Origin of the sequence: Paractinoplanes toevensis, from assembly GCF_018332695.1 — a bacterium.
Taxonomy (GTDB): domain Bacteria; phylum Actinomycetota; class Actinomycetes; order Mycobacteriales; family Micromonosporaceae; genus Actinoplanes; species Actinoplanes toevensis.
Map to the genome: position 1 here is coordinate 19103 of NZ_BOQN01000095.1, position 20643 is coordinate 39745.

Genomic DNA, 20643 nt, shown 5'->3' on the forward strand with positions numbered 1-20643 from the left:
CACCGATGGAGCCCGAATGTTGACCACCACCGCCGCGCGCACCGGGGTCTGGTGCTGCGATTTCGAGATCGCCGGCGACGGACCGCCGACCTCGATGGTGGACCCGACCGACGAGTCCACCATGCGGGTGCTGGTGCGGCTGCACGGCGAGCCCCTCGGCTACCTGGCATTGCAGCGTTCGGGCACCTCGGCCGACGTCGAGGCGATCCGCCGTGTCCTGTGGTCCACGTTCGGTGACGCCATCGCGGAGCACCTGACCGCCGAGGGCATCGGAGTTCCGGCCGAGGCCGAGCGGGCCGGCTGGCTTGCCCCGGCCCAGCCCGCCACCTGCCCCAACCTGGTCGAGCCGGCCGGTCTGGTGAGCGTGGTGGTCTGCACCCGGGACCGCAGCGGCGCCCTTCCCGGTTGCCTCGACCGGCTGGCCGCGGTGACCTACCCCGATGTCGAGTTCTTGATCGTGGACAACGCGCCCAGCGACGACTCCACCGAGCGGCTGGTCGAGAAGTACGCCGCCATCGACGAGCGGTTCCGCTACGTCCGGGAGGCTCGTCCGGGGCTGTCCTGGGCCCGCAACGCCGGGCTCGCCGCCGCCAAGGGCCGCTACATCGCCTACACCGACGACGACGTCGCGGTCGACACGGGCTGGGTGCACGGCCTGGTGCGCGGGATGAGCCGCCGTCCGGACGTCGGCTGCGTGACCGGGCTGGTCTGCACCGCGCAGATCTCCAACCGGTCCGAGGCCTACTTCGACGCCCGGGTCTCCGCCTGGTGGAGCCGGTGCAAGCCGCAGCTCTACGACATGTCGGAGCGGGCGCGGTACGGCGTGCTCTACCCGTTCGCGGCCGGCCTGTTCGGCACCGGCGCCAACTTCGCCTTCGACCGGGAACTGCTGCTGCGGCTGGGCGGGTTCGACGAGGCCCTCGGCGCCGGCACCCTCACCCGCGGTGGGGAAGATCTCGACATCTTCGTCCGCATCCTGCTCGACGGGGCGGCCATCGCCTACGAACCGTCCGCGGTCGCCTGGCACCACCACCGGGCCGACGACGAGTCGCTGCTGCGCCAGATGTACGGCTACGGCAGCGGCCTGACGGCGTACCTGACCAAGCTTCTGTTGGACCACACCACCCGCCGCGAGATCCTGCGCCGGATCCCGGCCGGTCTGGTGCACCTCGCCCGGGCCAACCCCGAGGCGATCCGGCAGCTCACCGGCGCCGTACCCGCGCCGCGCGGCGTCCGGCGCCGCAAGCTCGCCGGCAACCTGGCCGGTCCGCTGCTTTACGCCCGATCCCGCCAGGCCGTCCGGCGAACGGTCGTAGGCTCTTGACCATCACCACCTACCGCCCAGCCGCGGCGCCGGCCGAGGAACCGAAGGCCACGGACTTCACCGACTCGCCGGGGCGGACCGCCCCTGCCCGTCTGGTCCTCTCCTCGCTCAGCCTGCTGTTCCTGCTGATCGGTCTGGTCGGTCTGATCGTCGGCGCCGAGCCCCTGCGGGTGCTCGGCCTCGGCGGTTATCTGCTGCTCGGCACCGGTGCCGCCCCGTGGGCGCTGCACCGCACGATGCGCCTGTCCCTGCGCACCATGGCGGCCACCTCGGGATCCCTGGTGATCCTGATCCTGATCTCGGTCCTGATGCTGTACGGCAACGCCTGGCATCCGTCGCTCGCCGCCACGATGGTCGTCCTGGTCACCGCCCCGGTGCACGTCCTCGGTGTGATCCGGGCGGTCCGTGACCGGCCGGCGCTGCCGATCCGGCCGTGGCCGGCCGTCCGCCCGCCGCTGGCGATCGCGGTCGGCGGCGCTGTTCTGTGCCTGGTCGCGGCACTCACCCACCGGCACATCGATCCGGGCATCGGCGGTTTCCTCACCCAGATCGGCCCCATCTGGTACGCCGGTCTCGCGCTCATCCTGATCGCGCTGGCCATGTCCCGCTCCGGCGACGAGATGGTGCTGGCCGTCGGCGTGACCCTGCTGATGCTGGTGCTGACCGGCACCGCCGCGCTGGTCTACGACGCGCCGCGGTCGCAGTCGGCCGCCAAGCACCTCGACTTCATCCAGCAGATCCGGGAGAACCACCACCTCGACTCGTCGGTCGGCGTCTACAACAGCTGGCCCGGCTACTTCTCGTCGATGGCCTGGTTCTCCGACGTCACCGGCCTGCGCGACCCGCTCGGCCTGGCCACGGCGTGGCCGGTGCTGATCGGCCTGAGCCGCATCGCGGCCATGCGATACCTGGCCGGTCAGGTGCTCAGCGGCCGCACCCTGCCGTGGCTGGCGGTGCTGCTCGGCGTGATCGCCGACCCGATCGGCGCCGACTACTTCTCGCCGCAGTCGGTCGGCTTCGTCCTCGGCCTGGCGATCTTCGGTCTCGCGCTGTCGAAACTGCCGACCTGGCCCCGGCTCGCCGGCATCCTCGGCATCGGCGCGGCCGTCACGGTCACGCACCAGCTCAGCCCGTACATCATCGGCGGGACGCTCTGCCTCTTCGCGGTGTTCCGGCAGCTCAGGCCGTGGTGGTTCGCGGCCGCCCTGATCGGTGAGGCGTTCGCCTGGGCCTTCGCGCACTGGAGTGACCTGGGCGGGTTCGTCTCGCTGGGCGACGTCGGCAACGCCAGCAACTTCCGCCCGCCGGAGACCGCGGTGACCAGCGGCCTGGAGCGGTTGCCGATCGTCGGCGCGTCCTCGGGCGCGCTGGCCGTCGGGATCCTGGTGATCGGCCTCCTCGCCCTGGTGACGCTCGTCCGCCGCCGGAAAGACCCGGCCGCCTGGGCGTTCGCGCTCGCGCCCTCGGTCGGCGTCGCGGTCCTCGCGGTCAACGCGTACGGCAATGAAGGGATCTTCCGGGCCGCGCTGTTCGCGATTCCGTGGTTGTCGATCCTCGCCGTCGGCGTGTTCGCGGAACTCGGCACCCGGCGGGTCAACCTCGGCCTGGGTGCGGTGCTGATGACCCTGGCGGTGACGTTCAACGTGGCGGCGTTCGGGATGGACGCGTCGGCGGTGATGCGGCCGTCCGACCGGGACGCCATCAAGTGGTTCGAGGCGCAGGCCCTCCAGCGCCAGAACACCGTCAGTTACCTGCTCAGCGTCGGCCCCGGCGACCTGCCGAACGGGCCGCCGACCGAGGACGGCACGTACGTCACGATCGACCGTGAGGACATCGATCCGCAGGCCTACACGCTCACCGATCCGGCCGACAGCACGATGACCCGGATGTCCGGCCAGCTGGTGCAGTACGCCGACGACAACACGGCCGGCGCCTTCCACCTGTACGCGATCTGGTCGCCGACCAACGACTACTACGGCCTCGAGTACGGCCTGCACACCAAGGCGCAGTTCGCCGCGCTGCGGGACGCGTTCAGCGCGTCCTCGCTGTGGACGAAGGTCTTTACCGAAGGCGATACGGTGGTCTGGGAGTACACCGCGGTAACGGGGACGGGTTCTTGATGGCCGGCACGTCAGTCGAGACTTCAGTCGAGACCGAGGAGAAGAGCCACGTCGCTCAACTCTTCGGGCGCGATTCGGCCTACCTGGCGATCTGGGCCGTGCAGCTGCTCTGCGCCGCCCTGCTGACCCCGATCCTGACCCGGGTCCTCGGCGCCGAGCAGTTCGGCACGGTCACCTCGGCCAACGCGGTCATGCAGATCATCTTCATCCTGGCCGGGTTCGGCCTCCAGGAGGCGGTGCAGCGCGAGCACTCCGGCCACGACAACCTGCTCGGTGCGCGCCGGCTGATCGGGTTCGGTCTGCTCGCCGGTGCCTCGCTCACCTTCACGGCGTGGGCCACGGTCGGCCTGTGGAGTGGGCCGCTCGGCCTCGCCGACAACCTCGGCACGGTCAAGCTCGCGGTGATCTGGGCGGGTCTGTCGGCGGTCACCAACGTCTCGCTCGGCCTCCTCCGCAGCCAGGACCGGCTGGGCGCGTTCGCCGTGGTCGGCCTCATGCAGTCGGTCGTCGCCGAGGCGGTCAGCCTCGGGTTGTCCAAGGGCATCGCGCCGACCGCCGACAACTTCATCTGGGGACAGACGCTCGCCCAGGGCCTCGCGCTGCTGATCGCGCTCGTGCTCATCCCGCCGGCGTTCGTCCGGCCGCGCGACGTCGAGTTCGTCGGCCGGGCGCTGCTCTTCGCGCTGCCGCTGGTGCCGTCGACGCTGGCCACGTTCGTGCTGACCAGCTCCGACCGGCTGGTGGTCGAGTCCGCCCTGGGCAGCGCCGAGGTGGCCCGCTACCAGGTCGCCTACAACGTCGCCGGCATGCCGATGCTGCTGCTGTCGGTGCTCAGCTCGGCCTGGATGCCGCGGTTCTTCAGCATCGAAGAGGAGGGCCAGCGCGGCGCCGTTCTGCGGGACAGTCGCGACGCGCTGAGCCGGTTGATGGTGCCGGTGATCCTCGGCTTCGGGTTCGGGGCCCCGCTGGTGCTGCGGATCTGGGCGCCGGCTGAGTACCGTCCGGACGACCTGCAGCTCCTGGTGAGCGTGGTGCTGGTCACGATCGTGCCGTTCGCGGCGCAACTGGCCGTCACCCGCACCCTGATGACCTACGGCCGCACCGGATCGATCGCGCTGGCCAACTTCCTCGGCGCGCTGGTCAACCTCGGTCTCAACCTGCTGCTGATCCCGCACTTCGGGTTGATGGGCTCGGCCGTCGCCACGCTCGTCGCGTACATCATGGTGTGGTTGTTCCTGGCCTGGGCCGGCCGGGACGTCTCGCCGGGGCGGGCGCCGATCAGCCTCCTGCTGCAGATGGTCGGCGCGTCCGCGATCGCGATCGCCGCCGCCACCGTCCCGGAGAGCCTTCCGGTGATGGCGGGCCGGGTGGTCCTCGGCATCGCGACGGTGGGCTGGTTCGTGATGATCTTCCGGCAGATCAGCAGGACCCCGGTGCACGAGCCGTCGCTGGTCGAGGAGTCGGTCGAGGTGCCGATGCTGACCGAGGTCACGACGTTCTCGGCCCGCGTGCCGGTGCGGGTCCCCGCCATCGGCCGAGCCACCGTCAAACGACCCGCCCGGCTGGAAGAGACGGCCCGGATTTACTACGGAGGCAGATATATATGACGTCGCTGGCCGTCGCGGTCCTGGCGCACGCGGATCCCCCGCAGCTCGGACGCCTGGTCAACGCGTTGCCGGACACGCCGATCGTGGTGCACTGCGATGCGCGTACCCCCTCGGCGACCTTCCGTGCCATGCAGGAGAGCACCCGGGCGGGCAACGTCCGGTTCTGTGACCGGCAGCCCACCACGCTGTCGAGCTGGTCGCTGGTGCTGGCCGAACTCCAGGCCGTGCGGGACGCGCTGGCCTGGACCAACGCGCGGCACATCGCGGTGCTCTCCGGCGCCTGCTTCCCGCTGCTGCCGGTGCAGGAGCTGCACGACGAGCTCGACCGCTGGGCCGGGCGCACCTGGATGTGGAACGTCCCGGTGCCGTACAAGGACTGGGACACCCCGCGGCAGAAGGACGGTGGCCTGTGGCGGTTCCGGTTCCGATACCTCACCCGCAACAACCAGGTTCTCTACGTCCGCGGGTTCCCGCTGCGCCTGCCCTGGCCTCGGCAGGTCCCGGCCGAGCTGACCCTGCGCGCCGCCTCGCAGTGGAAGATCTACAGCCGGGAACACGCGATCCGGCTGCTCGAACTCGTCGACCAGCGTCCCGACCTGATCAAATTTTGGAGCACCACGCTGGTGCCGGACGAGTCGTTCGCGGCGTCGATGCTGGCCAGCCGCAGCCTGTTCGGCGAGTCGGCGCTGGAACTGAACGCCTCGGGGGCGTGGTATCTGGACTGGCCGCGGGCGCATTCGTACCACCCGCGCTGGCTCACCGAGGACGATTTCGACCGGCTGAAGGTGGCCCGCTGGGCGCCGTCGCAGCACCCGGCCACCGAGGTCACCGAGCAGGCCGGGCACCGCAAGCTGTTCGCCCGCAAGTTCCGGTCCAGCGACGGCGCCACCGTCGTCGATCGCATCGCCGCGGAGCTGCTGCCAGGATAGGGGCATGACCTACGTGGTGGTGGGCGGCGGCCTGGCCGGTGCCAAAGCGGTGGAAACCCTGCGGGAGGAAGGCTTTGCCGGTCCGGTCACGCTGATCGGGACGGAAACCGAGCGGCCGTACGAACGTCCGCCGCTCTCCAAGGGTCTGCTGCTCGGCAACGACGAGCCGGACAGCGTCTACGTGCACGCCCCTTCGTGGTACGAAGAGCACGACGTCACGCTGCTCACCGGCACAACCGTCACCGGCATCGACCGCGCTACCAAGACCGTTGCGTTCGCCGGCGGCTCGGTCGACTACGACCGCCTGCTGCTGGCCACCGGCTCCAGCCCGCGGCCGCTGCCGGGCGCCCTGACCCTGCGCACCCTCGCCGACTCGCACCGGATCGCCTCGGCGGTGCACCAGGGCACCCGGGTCGTGATCGCCGGGGCCGGCTGGATCGGTCTGGAGATTGCGGCGTTCGCCCGCAGCCGCGGCGCCGAGGTGACCGTGGTCGGCAGCACCGAGCTGCCGCTGCAGAACGTGCTCGGCGCCGAGGTCGCCGCAGTCTTCGCCGACCTGCACCGAGCCAACGGAGTGACCCTGCTCGGTGGCACCCGCGTGACGGCCGTCGAGGGCGACTCGGTCCGGCTCGCCGACGGCAGCACCCGGCCCGCCGACGTGGTGATCGCCGGCATCGGCGTCACCCCGAACGTGCGGCTCGCGGCCGACGCCGGGCTCGCCGTCGACAACGGCGTGCTGGTCGACCGCCGGCTGGCCACCAGCGACCCGGACATCTTCGCGGCCGGCGACATCGCGAACGTGGACCATCCGCTGCTCAAGCACCGCATCCGGGTCGAGCACTGGGCCACCGCCCTCAACTCCGGCCCGGTCGCCGCCAAAGCCATGCTCGGCCAGGACGTCTCCTACGACAGGCTGCCCTACTTCTTCACCGACCAGTTCGACCTCGGTATGGAGTACATCGGCTGGGTCGCGCCCGGCACCGAGCCGACGGTGGTCGTCCGCGGCGATCTCGCCGGCCGGGAATTCATCGCGTTCTGGCTGGTCGACGGCAAGGTGGCGGCCGGTATGAACGTCAACATCTGGGACGTGGTGGAGCCGGTCGAGGCGCTCATTCGCTCGGGCGCGGTCGTCGACCCGGCGCGCCTCGCCGATCCCACGGTCGAGCTGTCCGACCTCTAGGTCAAGTCGCACCTCGGGTGCGTCCCCGAACTGGCAGATCGAGGACGCTGGCGGTATGGACGGGTGGCACGCCCAGGTGCTTACGCACGATCGACGTGGTCCCGACGTCGCCGTGTTCACGTGCCGTACGGGCGTGCCACTGCCGTTCCATGCCGGGCAGCACGTGACCATCGAGTGCCCGTACCGTCCGTGGCAGTCCCGGGCGTACGCCATGGCCAACGCCCCGCGGCCAGACCGCACGCTGGAATTCCACGTGCGCGCCGGTGACCCGGCCGGGGTGTCGGCGGCGCTGGTCCACCGTCTCAAGCCCGGCGACATGCTGCGGCTCAGCGAACCGCACGGCGCCCTCGCCCTCGACCCCTACTCCCGCCGCGACGTGATCTTCGTAGCCGGCGGTACCGGCCTGGCCCCGGCCAAGGCGCTCATCGATGAACTGTCCCGCTTCAACCGCACCCGCTGGATCCACCTGTTCCGCGGCGAGCGGCGGCGCGACGACTTCTACGACCGGGACGACCTGACCCGGCTGGAACGGCAGCATCCGTGGCTCACCGTGATCAGGGCCACCAGCGAGGAACCCGACGAACACGGCGAGCAGGCCACCGTCGCCGACCTCGTGGCCCGCCACGGACCCTGGCCCGACCACGACTTCTACGTCTTCGGCTCGCCGTCGATGGTCGAGGCGACGTTGCACCGCCTGGACCTGATGGGGGTGCCGGCCGACCGCATCCGGCACGGAGCGTATGACATCACCCCGGCGGACCGGCCAGCACGGACACCTTGAGCAGGCCGTCGCGCAACGGCACCGCATGCCGCTGACGCGTCATCCACGAGGCGGCCCCGGCCATCCGCGCCAGGCGCTGCGTGGTCCGGCGACGCTTTCGGTCGTACGCCGCCAGGCCCTCGGCCGATTGCAGGGCGGCCGCCAGTTCGACGGCGTCGATCATGGCTTCGCAGGCTCCCCGGCCGAGGTCGGGGGTCATCGCGTGAGCGGCATCGCCGATCAGCGCGACGTTGCCCCGTACGTACGACGGCAGCTTCGGTGCGACGTACACGTCATGCCGGAGAATGCTCTGCTCGGTGACCTGGCTCAGCACCCGGGCGACCGGGTCGGCCCAGGTCCCGAACCGTTCCCGCAGTGCGGTGAGCTCGGCGCCGGGCCGCCAGTCGCCCTCCTTCGCGGCGGCCGACGCATACCAGTTGGTGCGGCCGCCCTCCATCGGGGTGACGCCGAATTTCACGCCGGCGCCCCACACCTCGGTGAAGGTGTCGGTGGGCTGACCGTCGAGGAAGCCGCGCCAGGCGGTCGCCCCGGCGTAGCGGGCCCGGTAGCGGTCGCCGAACAGCTTCTCGCGGCTGCCGCTGAAGACGCCGTCGGCCGCGACTACCAGGTCGCTCTTTCCGCCCAGGCCGCCGGTTTCACCGAACCGCAGATCGCACTCCCTGGCCGCCTCTTTCAGCGTGGCCAGCAGTGCGGGACGGGACAGCAGGTGGACGCGGTCGCCGCCCTGGTCGACCGCCAGTCTCGTGATGACGCTGCCGTCCGGGCGGCGGAACTCGCCGTGATTCTGTGCGCAGCCCAGAGCGCGGACCTGGTCGCCGATGCCGAGCTCGTCGAGAGCGCGGAGGGCGGCGGGCCAGATGCCCAGGGCGGTGCCGGTGGCCGGGGTCGTCGTCTGTCGCTCGTGGACGGTGACCTGCCAGCCGGTGCGGTGGAGGGCGATAGCCGCGGACAGGCCGCCGATGCCACCGCCGATGATCGCTGCGGTTCTCCCCATGCTGCGGATGCTACCACAGGTGTAGTTTCGGAACTACCGATGTAGTATTGCCGACATGCCGTCACGTCAAGAGGTGCTGCTCGACGCCGCCATCACGGTGCTGGGCAGCGAGGGATCCCGCCGGCTCACCCATCGGGCGGTCGACGCCGCCGCCGGGCTGCCGTCCGGGTCGGCGTCGAACTACTTCAAAACCAGGGAAGCGCTGGTCAACGCGATGGCCGCGCGCTTCGTCGCGCGGGAACAGGCGACCTGGGCGGCCCTGACCGCGCTGGTCACACCGCGTACGCCGGCCGAGCTGGTGGTGGCGCTCGCCGCGTTCGTCCGCCGGGCCGTCGGGCCCGACCGGGTCTTGACCGTCGCCCGATACGGGTTGTTCGTCGAGGCGGCACTGCACCCGGAAGCGCATCAGGCGCTGGCCGAGTCGGCGCGGGAGATCCGGCGCTTCGGGGCGCAGTGGCTGCGAGCAGTAGGAATGCCCGACCCGGAGGAGATGTGCGAGCTGATCCTCGACCAGATGGACGGGATGATCCTGCACCAACTCGCCTACCCCGACCCGACTCTGGATGTGGAACGACGATTGGCATTCCTATGTAGAGTTTGATCGTGGATCGCTTCGACACGTCAGTGGCGCATCCGGCCCGGCGGTACAACTACTGGCTCGGCGGCAAGGACCACTTCGCGGCCGACCGGGAGTCCGGTGACCTCATCATCCGGGCCTTCCCGACCGCGCGGGTCGCCGCCCTGGAAAACCGTGCCTTCCTCCGCCGAAGCGTGCGATTCCTGGCCGAGTCCGGGGTCCGGCAGTTCCTCGACATCGGCACCGGATTGCCGGTGCCCGACAACACGCACGAGATCGCCCAGCGGGTCGACCCGAGCGCCCGAGTGCTCTATGTGGACAACGACCCGATCGTGATGACCCACTCCCGCGCACTCACCGTCGGAAGCCCCACCGGCCGCACCGGATATGTGGAGGCCGACCTGCGCTCACCCGAGCTCATCCTCGGCCGCCCCGAGCTGCGCACGGTGCTCGACCTCCGCGAGCCGGTGGCTCTGCTGCTGGTCGCCGTGCTGCACTTCCTGCACGACGACGACCAAGCCGAGCGGATCGTCCGGGAGTTGCTCGCCGCGCTGCCGCCCGGCAGCTACCTGGTGGCCAGCAACCTGACCCTCGACCACGCCCCGCCGGCGCAGGTGGCCAAGCACGAGGAGTTGCTGGCCGCGGGCCGCACCGACGCCCGAGCCCGCAACCACAGCGAGTTCGGCCGCTTCTTCACCGGCCTGGAACTCGTGCCACCCGGCATCGTCGCGGTAAGCGACTGGCATCCCACATCGGACGTCCGCCCGTCAGCCGCCGACGTCTCCATCTACGGAGCAGTAGCCCGAATCCCCTGACATCCCCAAGATTCCATCGGGCTGCGGCACGTCCGGCGCCCGCGAAACCGTGCGCCGAGGCCGACCGCGCTCCTGACCTTCTCTGCCCTCGGCCAAATTCGAGCACGTCTCCTACGGGTAGCGGCGTCGGCGCTATGCATGGCCGACGCCGGGCTGTGCGATGCCGGGCGGGCGGCCGCCGCCTGGACCAGGCAGCTGCGCGACGGGAAGGTTGCTGGTTGCCGGTTGCTGGTTGCCGGTTGCCAGGGGCTGGGGGCTGGGGCTGTGCTATGCGATCACCGGCGCCGGAGCGGGGGCTTTCGGCGCGGCATCGACGCGGGGGGCCGACCAGATGGCCGCGTTCAACGCTGCCCAGGCGGCGCCGATCACCACCGCGGCGACCGTCTCGCTCATCCGGCTCCACCCCAGATAGACCCAGGCGCCGCCGCAGGTCGCCACGTAGATGGCGGCCGCGGTCCACACCGTGACCCGCCATTTCCAGGGCAGGCGCCCGGCAAGCATCCAGGCCAGCAGGCCGACCGCGGCAGCGAGCTGGGCGGTGTGCCCAGCCGCTCGCGACGCCATGACTCCGGCCACGTCGAACGGGATGTACCCGTCGAACTCACTGACCGCCGGGAACACCACACTCGTGGGCGTGTGCCTTATCTCCCAGGCAGGCGGGCTGGTCGCCGCGTAGACGGCTGCCAGCAGCACGACCGGCAGCACCGGCCCGACGGCCGTGAGCAGCCCAAGGTCCGCTCCACGCCGATGCCGCATCCACCACCAGCGCCCCACCGAGACGACCGCCGCGACCGCGAACAGCACCCCCGGATCCGCAAAGGTAGCCGCATCAAGCGCGAACAGATAACCGTCCGAAGTCCACTGCGACCGAGCCCAGTTGGCGACCGCGATGTCGGCGTCCCCCAGCCCACTGAACCGCACCACCACCGGAACCACCAGAACAAGCAGAGCAGCCAGCGAGAAGAGCGCCCCCACCCCAAGCCCGAGATCAACAAGCGACCCAGCCGAGCCCCGCCGCCCCCGAACCCGACCACCACCCGACCCCAGCCACCCGACCCGCGCCCGCACCCAGCCCAGCCGCTCGGCCCCCGCTTGCATCCGGTCCGGCCGCTCGGCTCCCGCCCGCATCCGGTCCGGCCGCTCGGCTCCCGCCCGCACCCAGTCCGGCTGCCCGACTCCCGCTCGCACCCGGTCCAGCCGTCCGAGCCCCGGCCGCACCCGCGCGAGGCCGGCGAACCCAGCCCGCATCCACGCCGGCCGTCCGAGCCCGGTCCGCGCCGGCCCCGGCCTGCCTTCCGTGAGCCTGAGCGCCCAAGCCCGGACCTTCGTCGACTCGCCCTGGTGATCCGGGTCAGGTGAATCGGTGGGATCGGGTGTGTGCGATGTGGTGGGCCGGGCGGTCAGGCGGCGAAACTGGCGCGGGTGGCGGCCCAGCCAGCGGCCGGCCAGGAGCAGGGCGACGATCATCACGGCCAGCGCGGCAAGCGCACCGCCGGCCCGGCCCGCTCGGGCCGCGAGCAGGTCGTAGGAGGCTCCCGCCAGATAGCTGGCGCCCACCATCCACAGTGACCACAGCACCGCGGCGGGGGTGTGCCAGGCCGCGAATCGCCCGTAGGGAACGCCGTTCATCCCGGCCAGCCGAGGAATCAGGGTGCGCGCGCCGACAATCCACTGGCCAAGGAGGATCGCCCGGCCGCCCTGCCGGGCGAACAGTCTCTCGGCCCGGTCCCAGCGTTTGTCCCCGATCCAGCGGCCCAGCCGGGTCGTCCGCACCCGAGGCCCACGTCGGCGGCCGGTGTGAAAGCCCACCGTCCCGCCGAGGGCCGCAGCCGCGATCGCCACCAGCAGCGCCGGGACGATCTGCACCGTGCCGGCGTTGGCGAGCAGACCGAGCGCGATCAGCGCGGTGGCGGCCGGCAGCACCAGCCCAGCGACGACGGCCGACTCGGCGGCGACGAGCCCGGCCACGACCGCATAAACCAGAAGCGGCGGAAGGCCGCCGAGGAGGTCGTTGAGCCAGGGCATGACCGTGACGCTATGCAGCCGGCCGGCCACCCTCAATCGGTGATCCCCCTTAGGGCCATAGGGGTATGACTAGGGGATGGACATCCTCGTAGCCGGCGGCCACGGCAAGATCGCGGTCCGCCTGTTGAAGCTTCTGGCCGCCGACGGCCACACAGCACGCGGCCTGATCCGCAAGCCCGACCAGGCAGCCGACCTGACCGCGATAGGCGCCGTGCCGGTGATCGGCGATCTGGAGAACGACCCGTCGCTGGCCCCCTACGTCAAGGGCGCCGACGCCGTGGTCTTCGCAGCCGGCGCGGGCCCCGGCAGCGGCGCGGCCCGCAAGCGAACGGTCGACCTGGGCGGCGCGCTGAAGCTGGCCGACGCGGCAATGGCCGAGCGGGTAACCCGCTACATAATGGTCTCGTCGATCGGAGCCCAGGCCCCCGCGAGCGCCGGCCCGGACATGCAGCCATACCTGGAGGCAAAGGCAGAAGCCGACGCGTACGTAGTGGCCAGCGGCTTGGACTACACGATCGTCCGTCCCGGCAGCCTGACCGACGACCCAGGCACCGGCCGCGTAACGGTCACCCGAGACCTGGGCAACCGAGGCCCCGTCCCGCGCGACGACGTAGCCGCCGTGCTGGCCGCGTGCCTGGTAACCCCGGCCACGATCGGCGTCACCTTCGAACTCTTCACCGGCGAAACCCCGATCCCGGAGGCCCTGCGCCTGTAACCCCGCCAACCACCGGCCCGCCGCCGCTCACAGACGCGTGCGCGGGTCCGCGGGTCCGCGGGTGCGCGGTTGCGCGGGTGCGCGGGTGCGCGGGTGCGCGGTGGGCGAAAGGCGACCGACGCGGTCCTCAGCGCGGGCGTCGGCCCGGCGGCGCCCGTGGTGAAGTGCGACTGACGCCGCCCGCGGCGGTGTTGTTTCGCCTACTTCAGATGCGTGGCCAGGGATCGGGCCTCGCTCCGCAGCTTTTCTGCACGGTCGGGATGGCCGACTCGTTCGTACTCGTCGGCGGCCGTCTCCCGCTCGGCCAGCTCGGCTCGCACGATCTGCTCGACCTCCTGCTCGGTCAGGGTGCGGCGGGCCACCTCGGTGGCCCCCGCGCCGACTGGCAGGACCTCGATCGCCAGGCTTCCCGGCACGCCCTCCGCGGGCGTCACCGCCTCGGCGTTGTCGATCGCCGCCAAGGTGGCGCGCAGCGCCGTCGTGGCGTCCCGGTCGCGGGCCTTCATCGCAACCGGCAGCGCCTTCCGGAGCCGTTCCCGCAGTGGACTGTCCGTCATGCCCGCGACGATATCGATCACGCCGCGTCCGAGGCACCGGTTTTCCCAGCCGCTTTCCCGACCGCGACGGGGCGTCCCGGCCGCGCCACCGCGCCACGCCGCGCCGCCGCGCCACGCCGCGCCGCCGCGCCACGCTGCGCCGCCACGCCGCGCCGCCACGCCGCGCCGCCACGCCGCGCCGCCACGCCGCCACGCCGCCGCGCCGCGCCGCCGCGTCTCCGCCTCCCCGCGTCGGTCTCCCGGCCGTGATGCAGTCACGGCCCGCGTGGGGCGCGGTTTCTGGTCTGTTCAGTTGTCGCCGAACTCTCTTCGGCAGTGCGGCAGCAGCGCGGAGAGCGCCGGACTCACCCGCGGTCGCCACACCAGAGCGAGCAGCGCCGGGACGTCGACCCCGGTGATCGGCACGGCCACCAGACCAGGGTGCACCGACGCCATCGACTCGCTCAACACAGCAACTCCCATGCCGCGCGCCGCCAGCTCGGCAACAGCGCCGGGTGCCGACGCGACCAGCACGACATCAGGAATCAAGCCCGCGGTCACACACGCCTCGTCGAACGAGGCCCGGATCCCGGTCCCCTCGGGCAACGTGACGAGAGGATAGGACACCAACTCGGCGAGTGGTAAGCCCTTCGAACCCGCGGGCGGCGTGTCGGGCGGGACCAGAGCGACCAGACCCTCGTTGGCGACCACGTGCGCGCCCAGGTGTTCCGGCGGGGCGCCGGCCACGCCGACCAGCGCGATGTCGGCGGTTCCGGCGATCACCGAGGCGATCAGGTGCTGGGAGTTGTCCTCGATGAGCTCCAGCTGGATCGCCGGGTGCTCACGATGGAAGGCGGCCAGCGCGGCGAACAGCGGCGTGACCTCGCAGCCGGTCACCATGCCGACGATGAGGCGGCCGCGGACGAGCCCTTTGACCTCGTCGAGCGCCTCGCGCAGGTCGGCGGCGGCGTCGAGCGCGGCCTGGGCGTACGGCCGGGCGGCCGCACCCGCGGCGGTGAGCCGGGCGACCCGGCCGGACCGATCGAAGAGTTCCGCGCCGAGCTCGGCTTCCAGGGCCTTGACCTGGGCACTCACCCCGGACTGGCTGATGTGCACGCGCTCGGCCGCGCGAGTGAAGTTGGCTTCCTCGGCCACGGCCAGGAAGTACTCGAGTTGGCGCAGTTCCATAACCGCAGATTCTAGTTCTCACAAAAACCATGCGTTGGACTTCTATTCTCGACCCGAGCAAGGTGGAGCCATGACCGAACGCGAAAAGGCTCGTAAGCCCGAAGACCTGACCCGACTGTTCGTCGAGCGTGCCAACGACAAGGATGCGGAAGGGCTCGCCCTGCTCTACGAGGAGGATGCCGTCATGGCCTACCCACCGGGGCAGCAGACCGTGGGCCGGGCCGCGATTCAGAAGCTGTGGGAGGAAGCGCTGCCGCACATGCCGGCGTTCGAGCCTGAGGAGCCGCTGCCCACGCTGATCAGCGGTGACCTGGCGCTGACCTCAACCCCGCCGAGAGACGGCTCGGGCGCCCGCGCCCAGGTGGTGCGCCGTCAGCCCGATGGTTCCTGGCTGCGTGTGCTCGACCAGCCGGAGTTCCAGAAACCGACCGGCTGACGCCCACCCGCGTGAGAGCGCGGGGTGCGGCCCGGCCGCCGTGGGGGATTGGCAACCGGGCCGCGAGTGTGGTTCAGAGCGTGATGCGCTGACCGGGGAAGATCAGGTTGGGGTTGCTGACGGTGCCGCTGTTCAGCTGGTAAAGGGTGCGCCAGCCGCCCTTGACGTGGTTCTTCGTCGCGATCGCGGCCAGTGTGTCGCCGGAGCGGACGACGTAGTGCTTGCCGGTGGCCTTGACCGTCGTCGACCGGGTGACCTTGGGGGTGGAAGCCGTGGACTTCTTCGTCGACTTCTTGGTGGCCTTGTGAGCGGACGACTTCGACGAGGACGACGACTTGGAGCCACCGGTGTTCGTGCTCTTGTACTGCTTCGACGAACCGGCCTTCTTGCCGCACACCGGCCACGCGCCGATGCCCTGGCCGGCCCGCACCTTCTCGGCGATGCGGATCTGCTCCGACTTGCTCGCCTTGTTGGCCGTGGCGGCATACTTCGTGCCGCCATAAGCCTTCCAGGTGCTACGGCTGAACTGCAGGCCGCCGTAGTAGCCGTTGCCGGTGTTGATGCTCCAGTTGCCGCCGGACTCGCACTGCGCGATTGCGTCCCAGTTCACACTGGACGCTTGCGCCGGCGAAGCCGGACCCAGCAGGGCAACCGTGCCCGCGACGCCCGCGGCCGTGAGGCCGAACGCCAGGCGGGCATGCTTGCGCGCCCGCGAAACGCGGGCATGCTTGTGGATCTGAGCCATGAGAGAGAAACCTCCACGCCTACGAGGTCAGCTGTCGGGTTCGGGCTGAGGTGCCCGGCCGCTCCTGGCGGCTTCACCCCGAGGCGCGCGACCAGCGCGCCGAGGAACTTGTGGGTCCCCCGCTCCCTGCCACGAGTTTGAGATCCGGCGAGCGGCGGCAGGGACTCGGCGATCCGCTCGCGGTGTCCGCAATTGCGGACCGGCCGACGGTAACCACGGAATGCGGGCATCGACCAAGCCTGAAGGGGTGATGGTGACGTTCTTCTCAGTGATTGACCCATTTGATCTTTCTTTATGACGAGAATGACCGATACGTGGCGATCTAGAATTACTGATCGGTAACTTGTCGGGTCGGAGTCGGAAACCTGATGGAGAATCGGCAACCATGAGCGAGCTCGTCCGCGAACACGACATCGTCGTCTACGGCGCTTCCGGCTTTGTTGGAGTGCTGGTGGCGAAATACCTGGCCGAGCATGCACCGACCGGCACCCGGGTCGCCCTGGCCGGCCGCTCGGAGACCAAGCTCACCGAGGTCAAGCAGCGGCTCGGCGTCGATTGGCCGGTCCTGGTGGCCGACGCCACCGACGCTCCGGCCCTTGAAAAGGTGGCCGTTTCCACCCGTGTGGTGATCACCACCGTCGGGCCGTATGCGAAGTTCGGCAAAGACCTGGTGCGCGCATGTGCGGCGGCCGGCACCGACTACGTCGACCTGACCGGCGAGGTGCTGTTCGCGCGGCAGAGCATCGACGACAACCACGAGCTGGCCCGGTCGACCGGCGCACGGATCGTGCACTCGTGCGGCTTCGACTCGATCCCATCCGACATCGGGGTGCACGTCCTCGATCGGCAGGTGAAGGCCGACGGCGCCGGCGAGCTCACCGACACCACGCTGGTCGTCACGAGCATGCGTGGCGGGATGAGCGGCGGCACCATCGACTCGATGCGTCACCAGCTCGACACCGTCAAGCAGGACCGTAAGCTGCGCCGGCTCGCCGCCAGCCCGTACTCGTTGAGCCCGGACCGGGCCGCCGAACCCGACCTGGGCCGGCAGGACGACGTCGCGCTCCTGCGCGGCGAGGAGATCAACCCCCGGCTGCGCGGCACGCTGGCGCCGTTCGTGATGGCGTCCTACAACACCCGAGTGGTGCGGCGCAGCAACGCGCTCCGCGATTGGGCCTACGGGCGGCGGTTCCGCTACCGCGAGGCGATGAGCGTGGGGGCGTCACCGCTGTCACCGGTAATCGCGTTCGCCACCAAGCTGGGGCTGGGCGCATTGATCGTGGGTCTTTCCGTCCCGCCGACCAGGTTCGTGCTCGATCGGGTGCTGCCCAAGCCGGGGGAAGGACCGAGCGAGCGGGCCCGCAACTCGGGTCACTTCACTATGGACCTGTTCACCACGACCACCACCGGCGAGCGTTACACGTCGCGAGTCAAGGCCAAGGGTGATCCGGGCTACGCGGCCACAGCCATCATGCTCGGCGAGTCCGCGCTGGCGCTGGTCCACGATCGTGATGCCCTGCCGCCGTCCGAGGGTGGCGTGCTCACGCCCGCCACCGCGCTCGGCGACGCTCTGGTGACCCGCCTGCGCGCCGCCGGTCTCGAGATCACGGCGCGGAAGTGCTGAGGTCAGGGCGTGGTCAGGGTGTTGAGGATGGCCAGGCAGTAATCGGTGAGGTGGTCGGCAAGGAGTCCCGGGTCCTCCGACATGTCCCGGGACAGCCAGTCGATGATGACCTCGCTCAGGCCCGCCACCAGCGCGAGCAGCAGCCGCTCGTGTCGGAGCGGATCAGTGGGGCGACCGCCCATCCGGCGCAGCAGCGCCGCGAGGAACTGGGCGTCCTCGCGCAGCACGCCGCGCCGCCGCGTTTCCATGCGCGGTGCGTTGATGTAGATGACCTGCGCCCGCTCGGGGTTGGCGCGCAGCATCTCGAGGAGCCGGTGCACGGACGGGCGCAACATCTCGTCGAGACTTCCCGGCGACTCGGGGGCGGCGCCGGCGATGCCCGTCAGCAACCACTCGTTCTGCTGGCGGTGCAGCGCCCGGACGAGATCCGGCCGGTCGACGAAGTGCTCGTAGAAGTACCTTTTCGAGACCCGGGCTCCCGCGCAGACATCCGCCACGGTCACGTCGTCGTAGGCGCGCGTGCCGAACAGGTGCAACGCCGACGAAAGGATCCGGTCTCGGCGGTCGGTCGCCCGTTCCTCACGGGACCGCCCGCCGTAGTTCTCGCCTCGCCGCGCCACCAACGCAGTCCGATCGTTCACGAGATCAAAGGTATGCCCTGGGACCCATTCCTACCGCAGTGCACCCTCCGTCCACGTTAGGTACTCGTCGGTAGTAAGAGCCCGACATGACTATCGCTACTGGCCTTAACCGGGTTCATCCGGGCAGGATCATGTGGTGACCGCCAGCCGTCTTCCCTACCCGCTCACCTTGACGGGAGACGGCCTCATCCTGCGCGAATGGCGTCCGGACGACCTCGACGACCTGGTCGCGCTGCTCGATGAGCCGGACATCGCCCGGTGGACACCGATGCCCACCCCGTTCGACGCGGAGGCCGGCCTCGCCTACCTCAACCGCGCACGTCAGGGCCGGATCACCGGTCGCCGGATTCAGCTCGCGATCACCGAGGACGGCGGGCGCCCGCTCGGTGAGGTGCTGCTCTTCGGCGTCGACGCCGGCCTCAAGGAGGCCGAGCTCGGCTATCTGGTGGGCGCGCAACATCGCCGGCGCGGGCTCGGGTCGGGCTCACTCTCACTGCTTTCGGCGTACGCGCGGGGCACGCTGAAACTGAGTCGGCTGCTCCTGCGGATCGACCCCGCCAACGTGGCGAGTACCGCCGTGGCCCGCCGCTGCGGTTACCGGCTCACCGGCGAACCCCCGATCCTGCAGGTGGGGCCGCACGGCCCGAGCAGTCTGGACACTTGGGACCTCCCGGGGGACCGGGCCGCGACCCGGCTGGAACGGCTGAAAAATGTCGCAGCCCGGCGGTACGGTCGTCGCACCTAGTTGAGGAGGTGCCATGGTCAGCGTCGATCGTGCACAGGTGATGGCCTACCGGGTGGCGGCTCTGGGCCTGGCGGCGCGCAGCCGGAAACGCCCCGCCGATCTGCCCGTCCTCGACCTCGGCATCCAGGAGTACACACCGGGTTCCCAGCGGGTCGCCCTGGCCGCCCGCACCGGCGCCGGCCTCGACGACGACCGCCTGATCACGGTGTGGTCGGCCCGCGGCGCTCCGCACCTGCATCGTCGCGCCGACCTGGCCGTCCTGGTCAAACAGCTGTGGCCGGTGAGCGACGCCGACGCGACCGCGCGCATCAAGAGTGGCCAGATCCCCGAGGGCATGAAGCTCGGCCTGGCCGCCTTCACCGCCACGGCCACCGCGTTCCGCGAGGTGGTGACGACCTCGATGCCGCGCGGCGAGGCGAGCACCCAGGTGAGCGCGCGGGTTCCGAAGGAGCTCACCTATTACTGCCGAGGCTGCGGGGCCCAGCACATCGCGGGCAACGTCTGGCAGCACTCCGGCCTGGCCGGCGGGGTGGAGGTGCAGTCGCGCGGGCGGGAGGCGACGCTCGGCCCGATCCCGGACGCACCACCCCAGCCCACCGCGAACGACGGCGTCGGCGAGCTGATCGCGACCTATCTGCGGTTCCTCGGTCCGGCGAGTCCCGCAGAGGTGGCGAAATACCTGGGCAGCAGCACCGCCGAGATGAAACGGGTCTGGCCGGCCGGGCTGGCCGAGGTCACGGTCGACGGGCGGAAGAGATGGTTGCCGGAGTCCGAGGTGGCCGCGCTGACCGGCGCTTCCCGGCCGAGCGGGATGCGGCTGATTCCGGGGATGGACCCGTTGTTGCAGGCCCGCGACCGTGACCTGCTGGTGCCCGATCGCGACCAGCAGAAAGAGGTGTGGCGCACGCTCGGCAACCCGGGCGCGCTGCTGGTCGACGGCGAGATCGCGGGGGTGTGGCGGGCCAAGTTGGCCGGCCGGAAACGGGTCGATCTAACGGTCACCGCGTTCGGCTCGCTGCCGGCCCCGCGCCGCAAGCAGGTCGAGGAGGAGGCCGCCGAGGTGGCGCGTGCGCGGGAGGTACCGGAGGCGGCGGTCGTCTTCGAGTGAGTTACCTCTGTGGACCGCCAGTCCTGGGCGTAAAACGGACGTATGGCGGGAAGTGGCATACGCGGAGGTATCACGAAGGCAACGGGCGAGTAACAATGGCTTCGATCGAGCGTTGATCCTCGATCAGGGGCGGGCCCGGGGCCGACCGGAGGTGACGACATGCTGAGCAGGGAAGACAGCCGTCGTTTGGCGGAACTCGAGCGCCATATGTGGCGCGATGATCCTGATTTCTGCATGCGCATGTCGGGCGGTGAACTCCGGGCAGTGCCGCGCAGACGCTATCCCGTCGCGCTGATCTTCACGGCCATCGTCATCTGGCTGGCCGCGATCACCCTCGGCGTGCTCGGCTGGTGGCCGGCCGCCATCCTGGCCGCCCTATGCGGCACCGCCGTCTTCGCCGCACTGATCGCCCGCGGCGCCCGCCGCGGCCGCAAGCGAGCCTGACCACCGTAGTGTGCGGCGGGGCCGGAGGCGGGGCCTGGGCGCCGTAGTGTCCGTCGCGGCCGCGAGCAGGTTTGAGCACCGCGGTCGCGGCGGTGAGCGGGATTGGCGC

General features: G+C 70.7%; 20 protein-coding genes and 1 riboswitch. Of the genes, 14 read left to right on the forward strand and 6 right to left on the reverse strand.

What is annotated here, in order from left to right; all coding sequences use genetic code 11:
• Positions 1 to 16: 16 nt before the first annotated feature.
• Genes Ato02nite_RS36430 through Ato02nite_RS36455 form a run of 6 tightly spaced genes read left to right on the forward strand, consistent with a single transcriptional unit; the run spans position 17 to position 7941 of the window.
• A complete protein-coding gene (locus Ato02nite_RS36430; RefSeq protein WP_213011241.1) occupies positions 17 to 1324 on the forward strand; it encodes a glycosyltransferase family 2 protein in 1308 nt (435 codons plus the stop codon).
• Entirely contained in the window at positions 1321 to 3444 is a 2124-nt protein-coding gene (locus Ato02nite_RS36435) for a hypothetical protein (protein WP_213011242.1), read from the forward strand. The genes Ato02nite_RS36430 and Ato02nite_RS36435 overlap by 4 nt, the downstream gene beginning before the upstream one ends.
• A complete protein-coding gene (locus tag Ato02nite_RS36440; protein ID WP_213011243.1) occupies positions 3444 to 5051 on the forward strand; it encodes a lipopolysaccharide biosynthesis protein in 1608 nt (535 codons plus the stop codon). The genes Ato02nite_RS36435 and Ato02nite_RS36440 overlap by 1 nt, the downstream gene beginning before the upstream one ends.
• The gene (locus Ato02nite_RS36445) at positions 5048 to 5980 is read left to right on the forward strand and encodes a beta-1,6-N-acetylglucosaminyltransferase (protein ID WP_213011244.1); all 933 of its coding nucleotides are present in this window, start codon (positions 5048 to 5050) and stop codon (positions 5978 to 5980) included. The genes Ato02nite_RS36440 and Ato02nite_RS36445 overlap by 4 nt, the downstream gene beginning before the upstream one ends.
• 4 nt (positions 5981 to 5984) lie before the next feature.
• A complete protein-coding gene (locus tag Ato02nite_RS36450; RefSeq protein ID WP_213011245.1) occupies positions 5985 to 7160 on the forward strand; it encodes an NAD(P)/FAD-dependent oxidoreductase in 1176 nt (391 codons plus the stop codon).
• A 55-nt stretch (positions 7161 to 7215) separates the two neighbouring features.
• Entirely contained in the window at positions 7216 to 7941 is a 726-nt protein-coding gene (locus tag Ato02nite_RS36455) for an FAD-binding oxidoreductase (protein WP_281419879.1), read from the forward strand.
• On the opposite strand, the gene Ato02nite_RS36460 is transcribed toward Ato02nite_RS36455, so the two are convergent.
• Entirely contained in the window at positions 7907 to 8935 is a 1029-nt protein-coding gene (locus Ato02nite_RS36460) for an FAD-dependent oxidoreductase (RefSeq protein WP_213011247.1), read from the reverse strand. The two genes, Ato02nite_RS36455 and Ato02nite_RS36460, sit on opposite strands and share 35 nt — an antisense overlap.
• A gap of 55 nt (positions 8936 to 8990) precedes the next feature.
• Between Ato02nite_RS36460 and Ato02nite_RS36465 the strand changes: the two genes are divergently transcribed.
• On the forward strand, positions 8991 to 9536 hold the full coding sequence (locus tag Ato02nite_RS36465) for a TetR/AcrR family transcriptional regulator (protein ID WP_213011248.1): 546 nt from the start codon (positions 8991 to 8993) through the stop codon (positions 9534 to 9536).
• A gap of 2 nt (positions 9537 to 9538) precedes the next feature.
• Positions 9539 to 10327 carry an SAM-dependent methyltransferase gene (locus tag Ato02nite_RS36470; RefSeq protein WP_213011249.1) on the forward strand — a complete coding sequence of 263 codons (789 nt, stop codon included), beginning with the start codon at positions 9539 to 9541 and terminating at the stop codon, positions 10325 to 10327.
• A 267-nt stretch (positions 10328 to 10594) separates the two neighbouring features.
• Here Ato02nite_RS36470 and Ato02nite_RS52075 read toward each other — a convergent pair whose 3' ends face one another.
• A complete protein-coding gene (locus Ato02nite_RS52075) occupies positions 10595 to 12352 on the reverse strand; it encodes a VTT domain-containing protein (protein WP_246607896.1) in 1758 nt (585 codons plus the stop codon).
• Between the two features lie 76 nt (positions 12353 to 12428).
• On the opposite strand from Ato02nite_RS52075, the gene Ato02nite_RS36480 reads away from it, so the two are divergent.
• A complete protein-coding gene (locus tag Ato02nite_RS36480) occupies positions 12429 to 13067 on the forward strand; it encodes an SDR family oxidoreductase (RefSeq protein ID WP_213011250.1) in 639 nt (212 codons plus the stop codon).
• Positions 13068 to 13267: 200 nt separating this feature from the next.
• Here the strand turns inward: Ato02nite_RS36480 and Ato02nite_RS36485 are convergent, their stop codons facing one another.
• Positions 13268 to 13624: a GatB/YqeY domain-containing protein gene (locus tag Ato02nite_RS36485; protein WP_213011251.1), complete on the reverse strand. Its 357-nt coding sequence runs from the start codon at positions 13622 to 13624 to the stop codon at positions 13268 to 13270.
• A gap of 288 nt (positions 13625 to 13912) precedes the next feature.
• Complete coding sequence (locus Ato02nite_RS36490; RefSeq protein WP_213011252.1) at positions 13913 to 14791, reverse strand: LysR family transcriptional regulator; 879 nt, start codon at positions 14789 to 14791, stop codon at positions 13913 to 13915.
• A gap of 70 nt (positions 14792 to 14861) precedes the next feature.
• Here Ato02nite_RS36490 and Ato02nite_RS36495 point away from each other — a divergent pair, with 70 nt between their 5' ends.
• Entirely contained in the window at positions 14862 to 15227 is a 366-nt protein-coding gene (locus Ato02nite_RS36495) for a YybH family protein (protein ID WP_213011253.1), read from the forward strand.
• Between the two features lie 73 nt (positions 15228 to 15300).
• On the opposite strand, the gene Ato02nite_RS36500 is transcribed toward Ato02nite_RS36495, so the two are convergent.
• Positions 15301 to 15972, reverse strand: a complete 672-nt coding sequence (locus Ato02nite_RS36500) for a LysM peptidoglycan-binding domain-containing protein (RefSeq protein WP_213011254.1) — start codon at positions 15970 to 15972, stop codon at positions 15301 to 15303.
• Position 15973: 1 nt separating this feature from the next.
• A riboswitch (cyclic di-AMP (ydaO/yuaA leader) is annotated at positions 15974 to 16132 on the reverse strand.
• A 225-nt stretch (positions 16133 to 16357) separates the two neighbouring features.
• On the opposite strand from Ato02nite_RS36500, the gene Ato02nite_RS36505 reads away from it, so the two are divergent.
• Positions 16358 to 17596 (forward strand): saccharopine dehydrogenase family protein, encoded by a 1239-nt coding sequence (locus Ato02nite_RS36505; protein WP_213011255.1) that lies wholly within the window; start codon positions 16358 to 16360, stop codon positions 17594 to 17596.
• 2 nt (positions 17597 to 17598) lie between these two features.
• Here Ato02nite_RS36505 and Ato02nite_RS36510 read toward each other — a convergent pair whose 3' ends face one another.
• Entirely contained in the window at positions 17599 to 18237 is a 639-nt protein-coding gene (locus tag Ato02nite_RS36510) for a TetR/AcrR family transcriptional regulator (protein WP_246607897.1), read from the reverse strand.
• Positions 18238 to 18373: 136 nt separating this feature from the next.
• Between Ato02nite_RS36510 and Ato02nite_RS36515 the strand changes: the two genes are divergently transcribed.
• The 3 genes from Ato02nite_RS36515 to Ato02nite_RS36525 all read left to right on the forward strand — a co-directional run bounded on the left by Ato02nite_RS36515 (position 18374) and on the right by Ato02nite_RS36525 (position 20534).
• Complete coding sequence (locus Ato02nite_RS36515; RefSeq protein ID WP_213011256.1) at positions 18374 to 18982, forward strand: GNAT family N-acetyltransferase; 609 nt, start codon at positions 18374 to 18376, stop codon at positions 18980 to 18982.
• A gap of 13 nt (positions 18983 to 18995) precedes the next feature.
• Positions 18996 to 20090 (forward strand): DNA glycosylase AlkZ-like family protein, encoded by a 1095-nt coding sequence (locus Ato02nite_RS36520; RefSeq protein ID WP_213011257.1) that lies wholly within the window; start codon positions 18996 to 18998, stop codon positions 20088 to 20090.
• A 207-nt stretch (positions 20091 to 20297) separates the two neighbouring features.
• Entirely contained in the window at positions 20298 to 20534 is a 237-nt protein-coding gene (locus tag Ato02nite_RS36525) for a DUF3040 domain-containing protein (RefSeq protein ID WP_246607901.1), read from the forward strand.
• Positions 20535 to 20643: the final 109 nt, after the last annotated feature.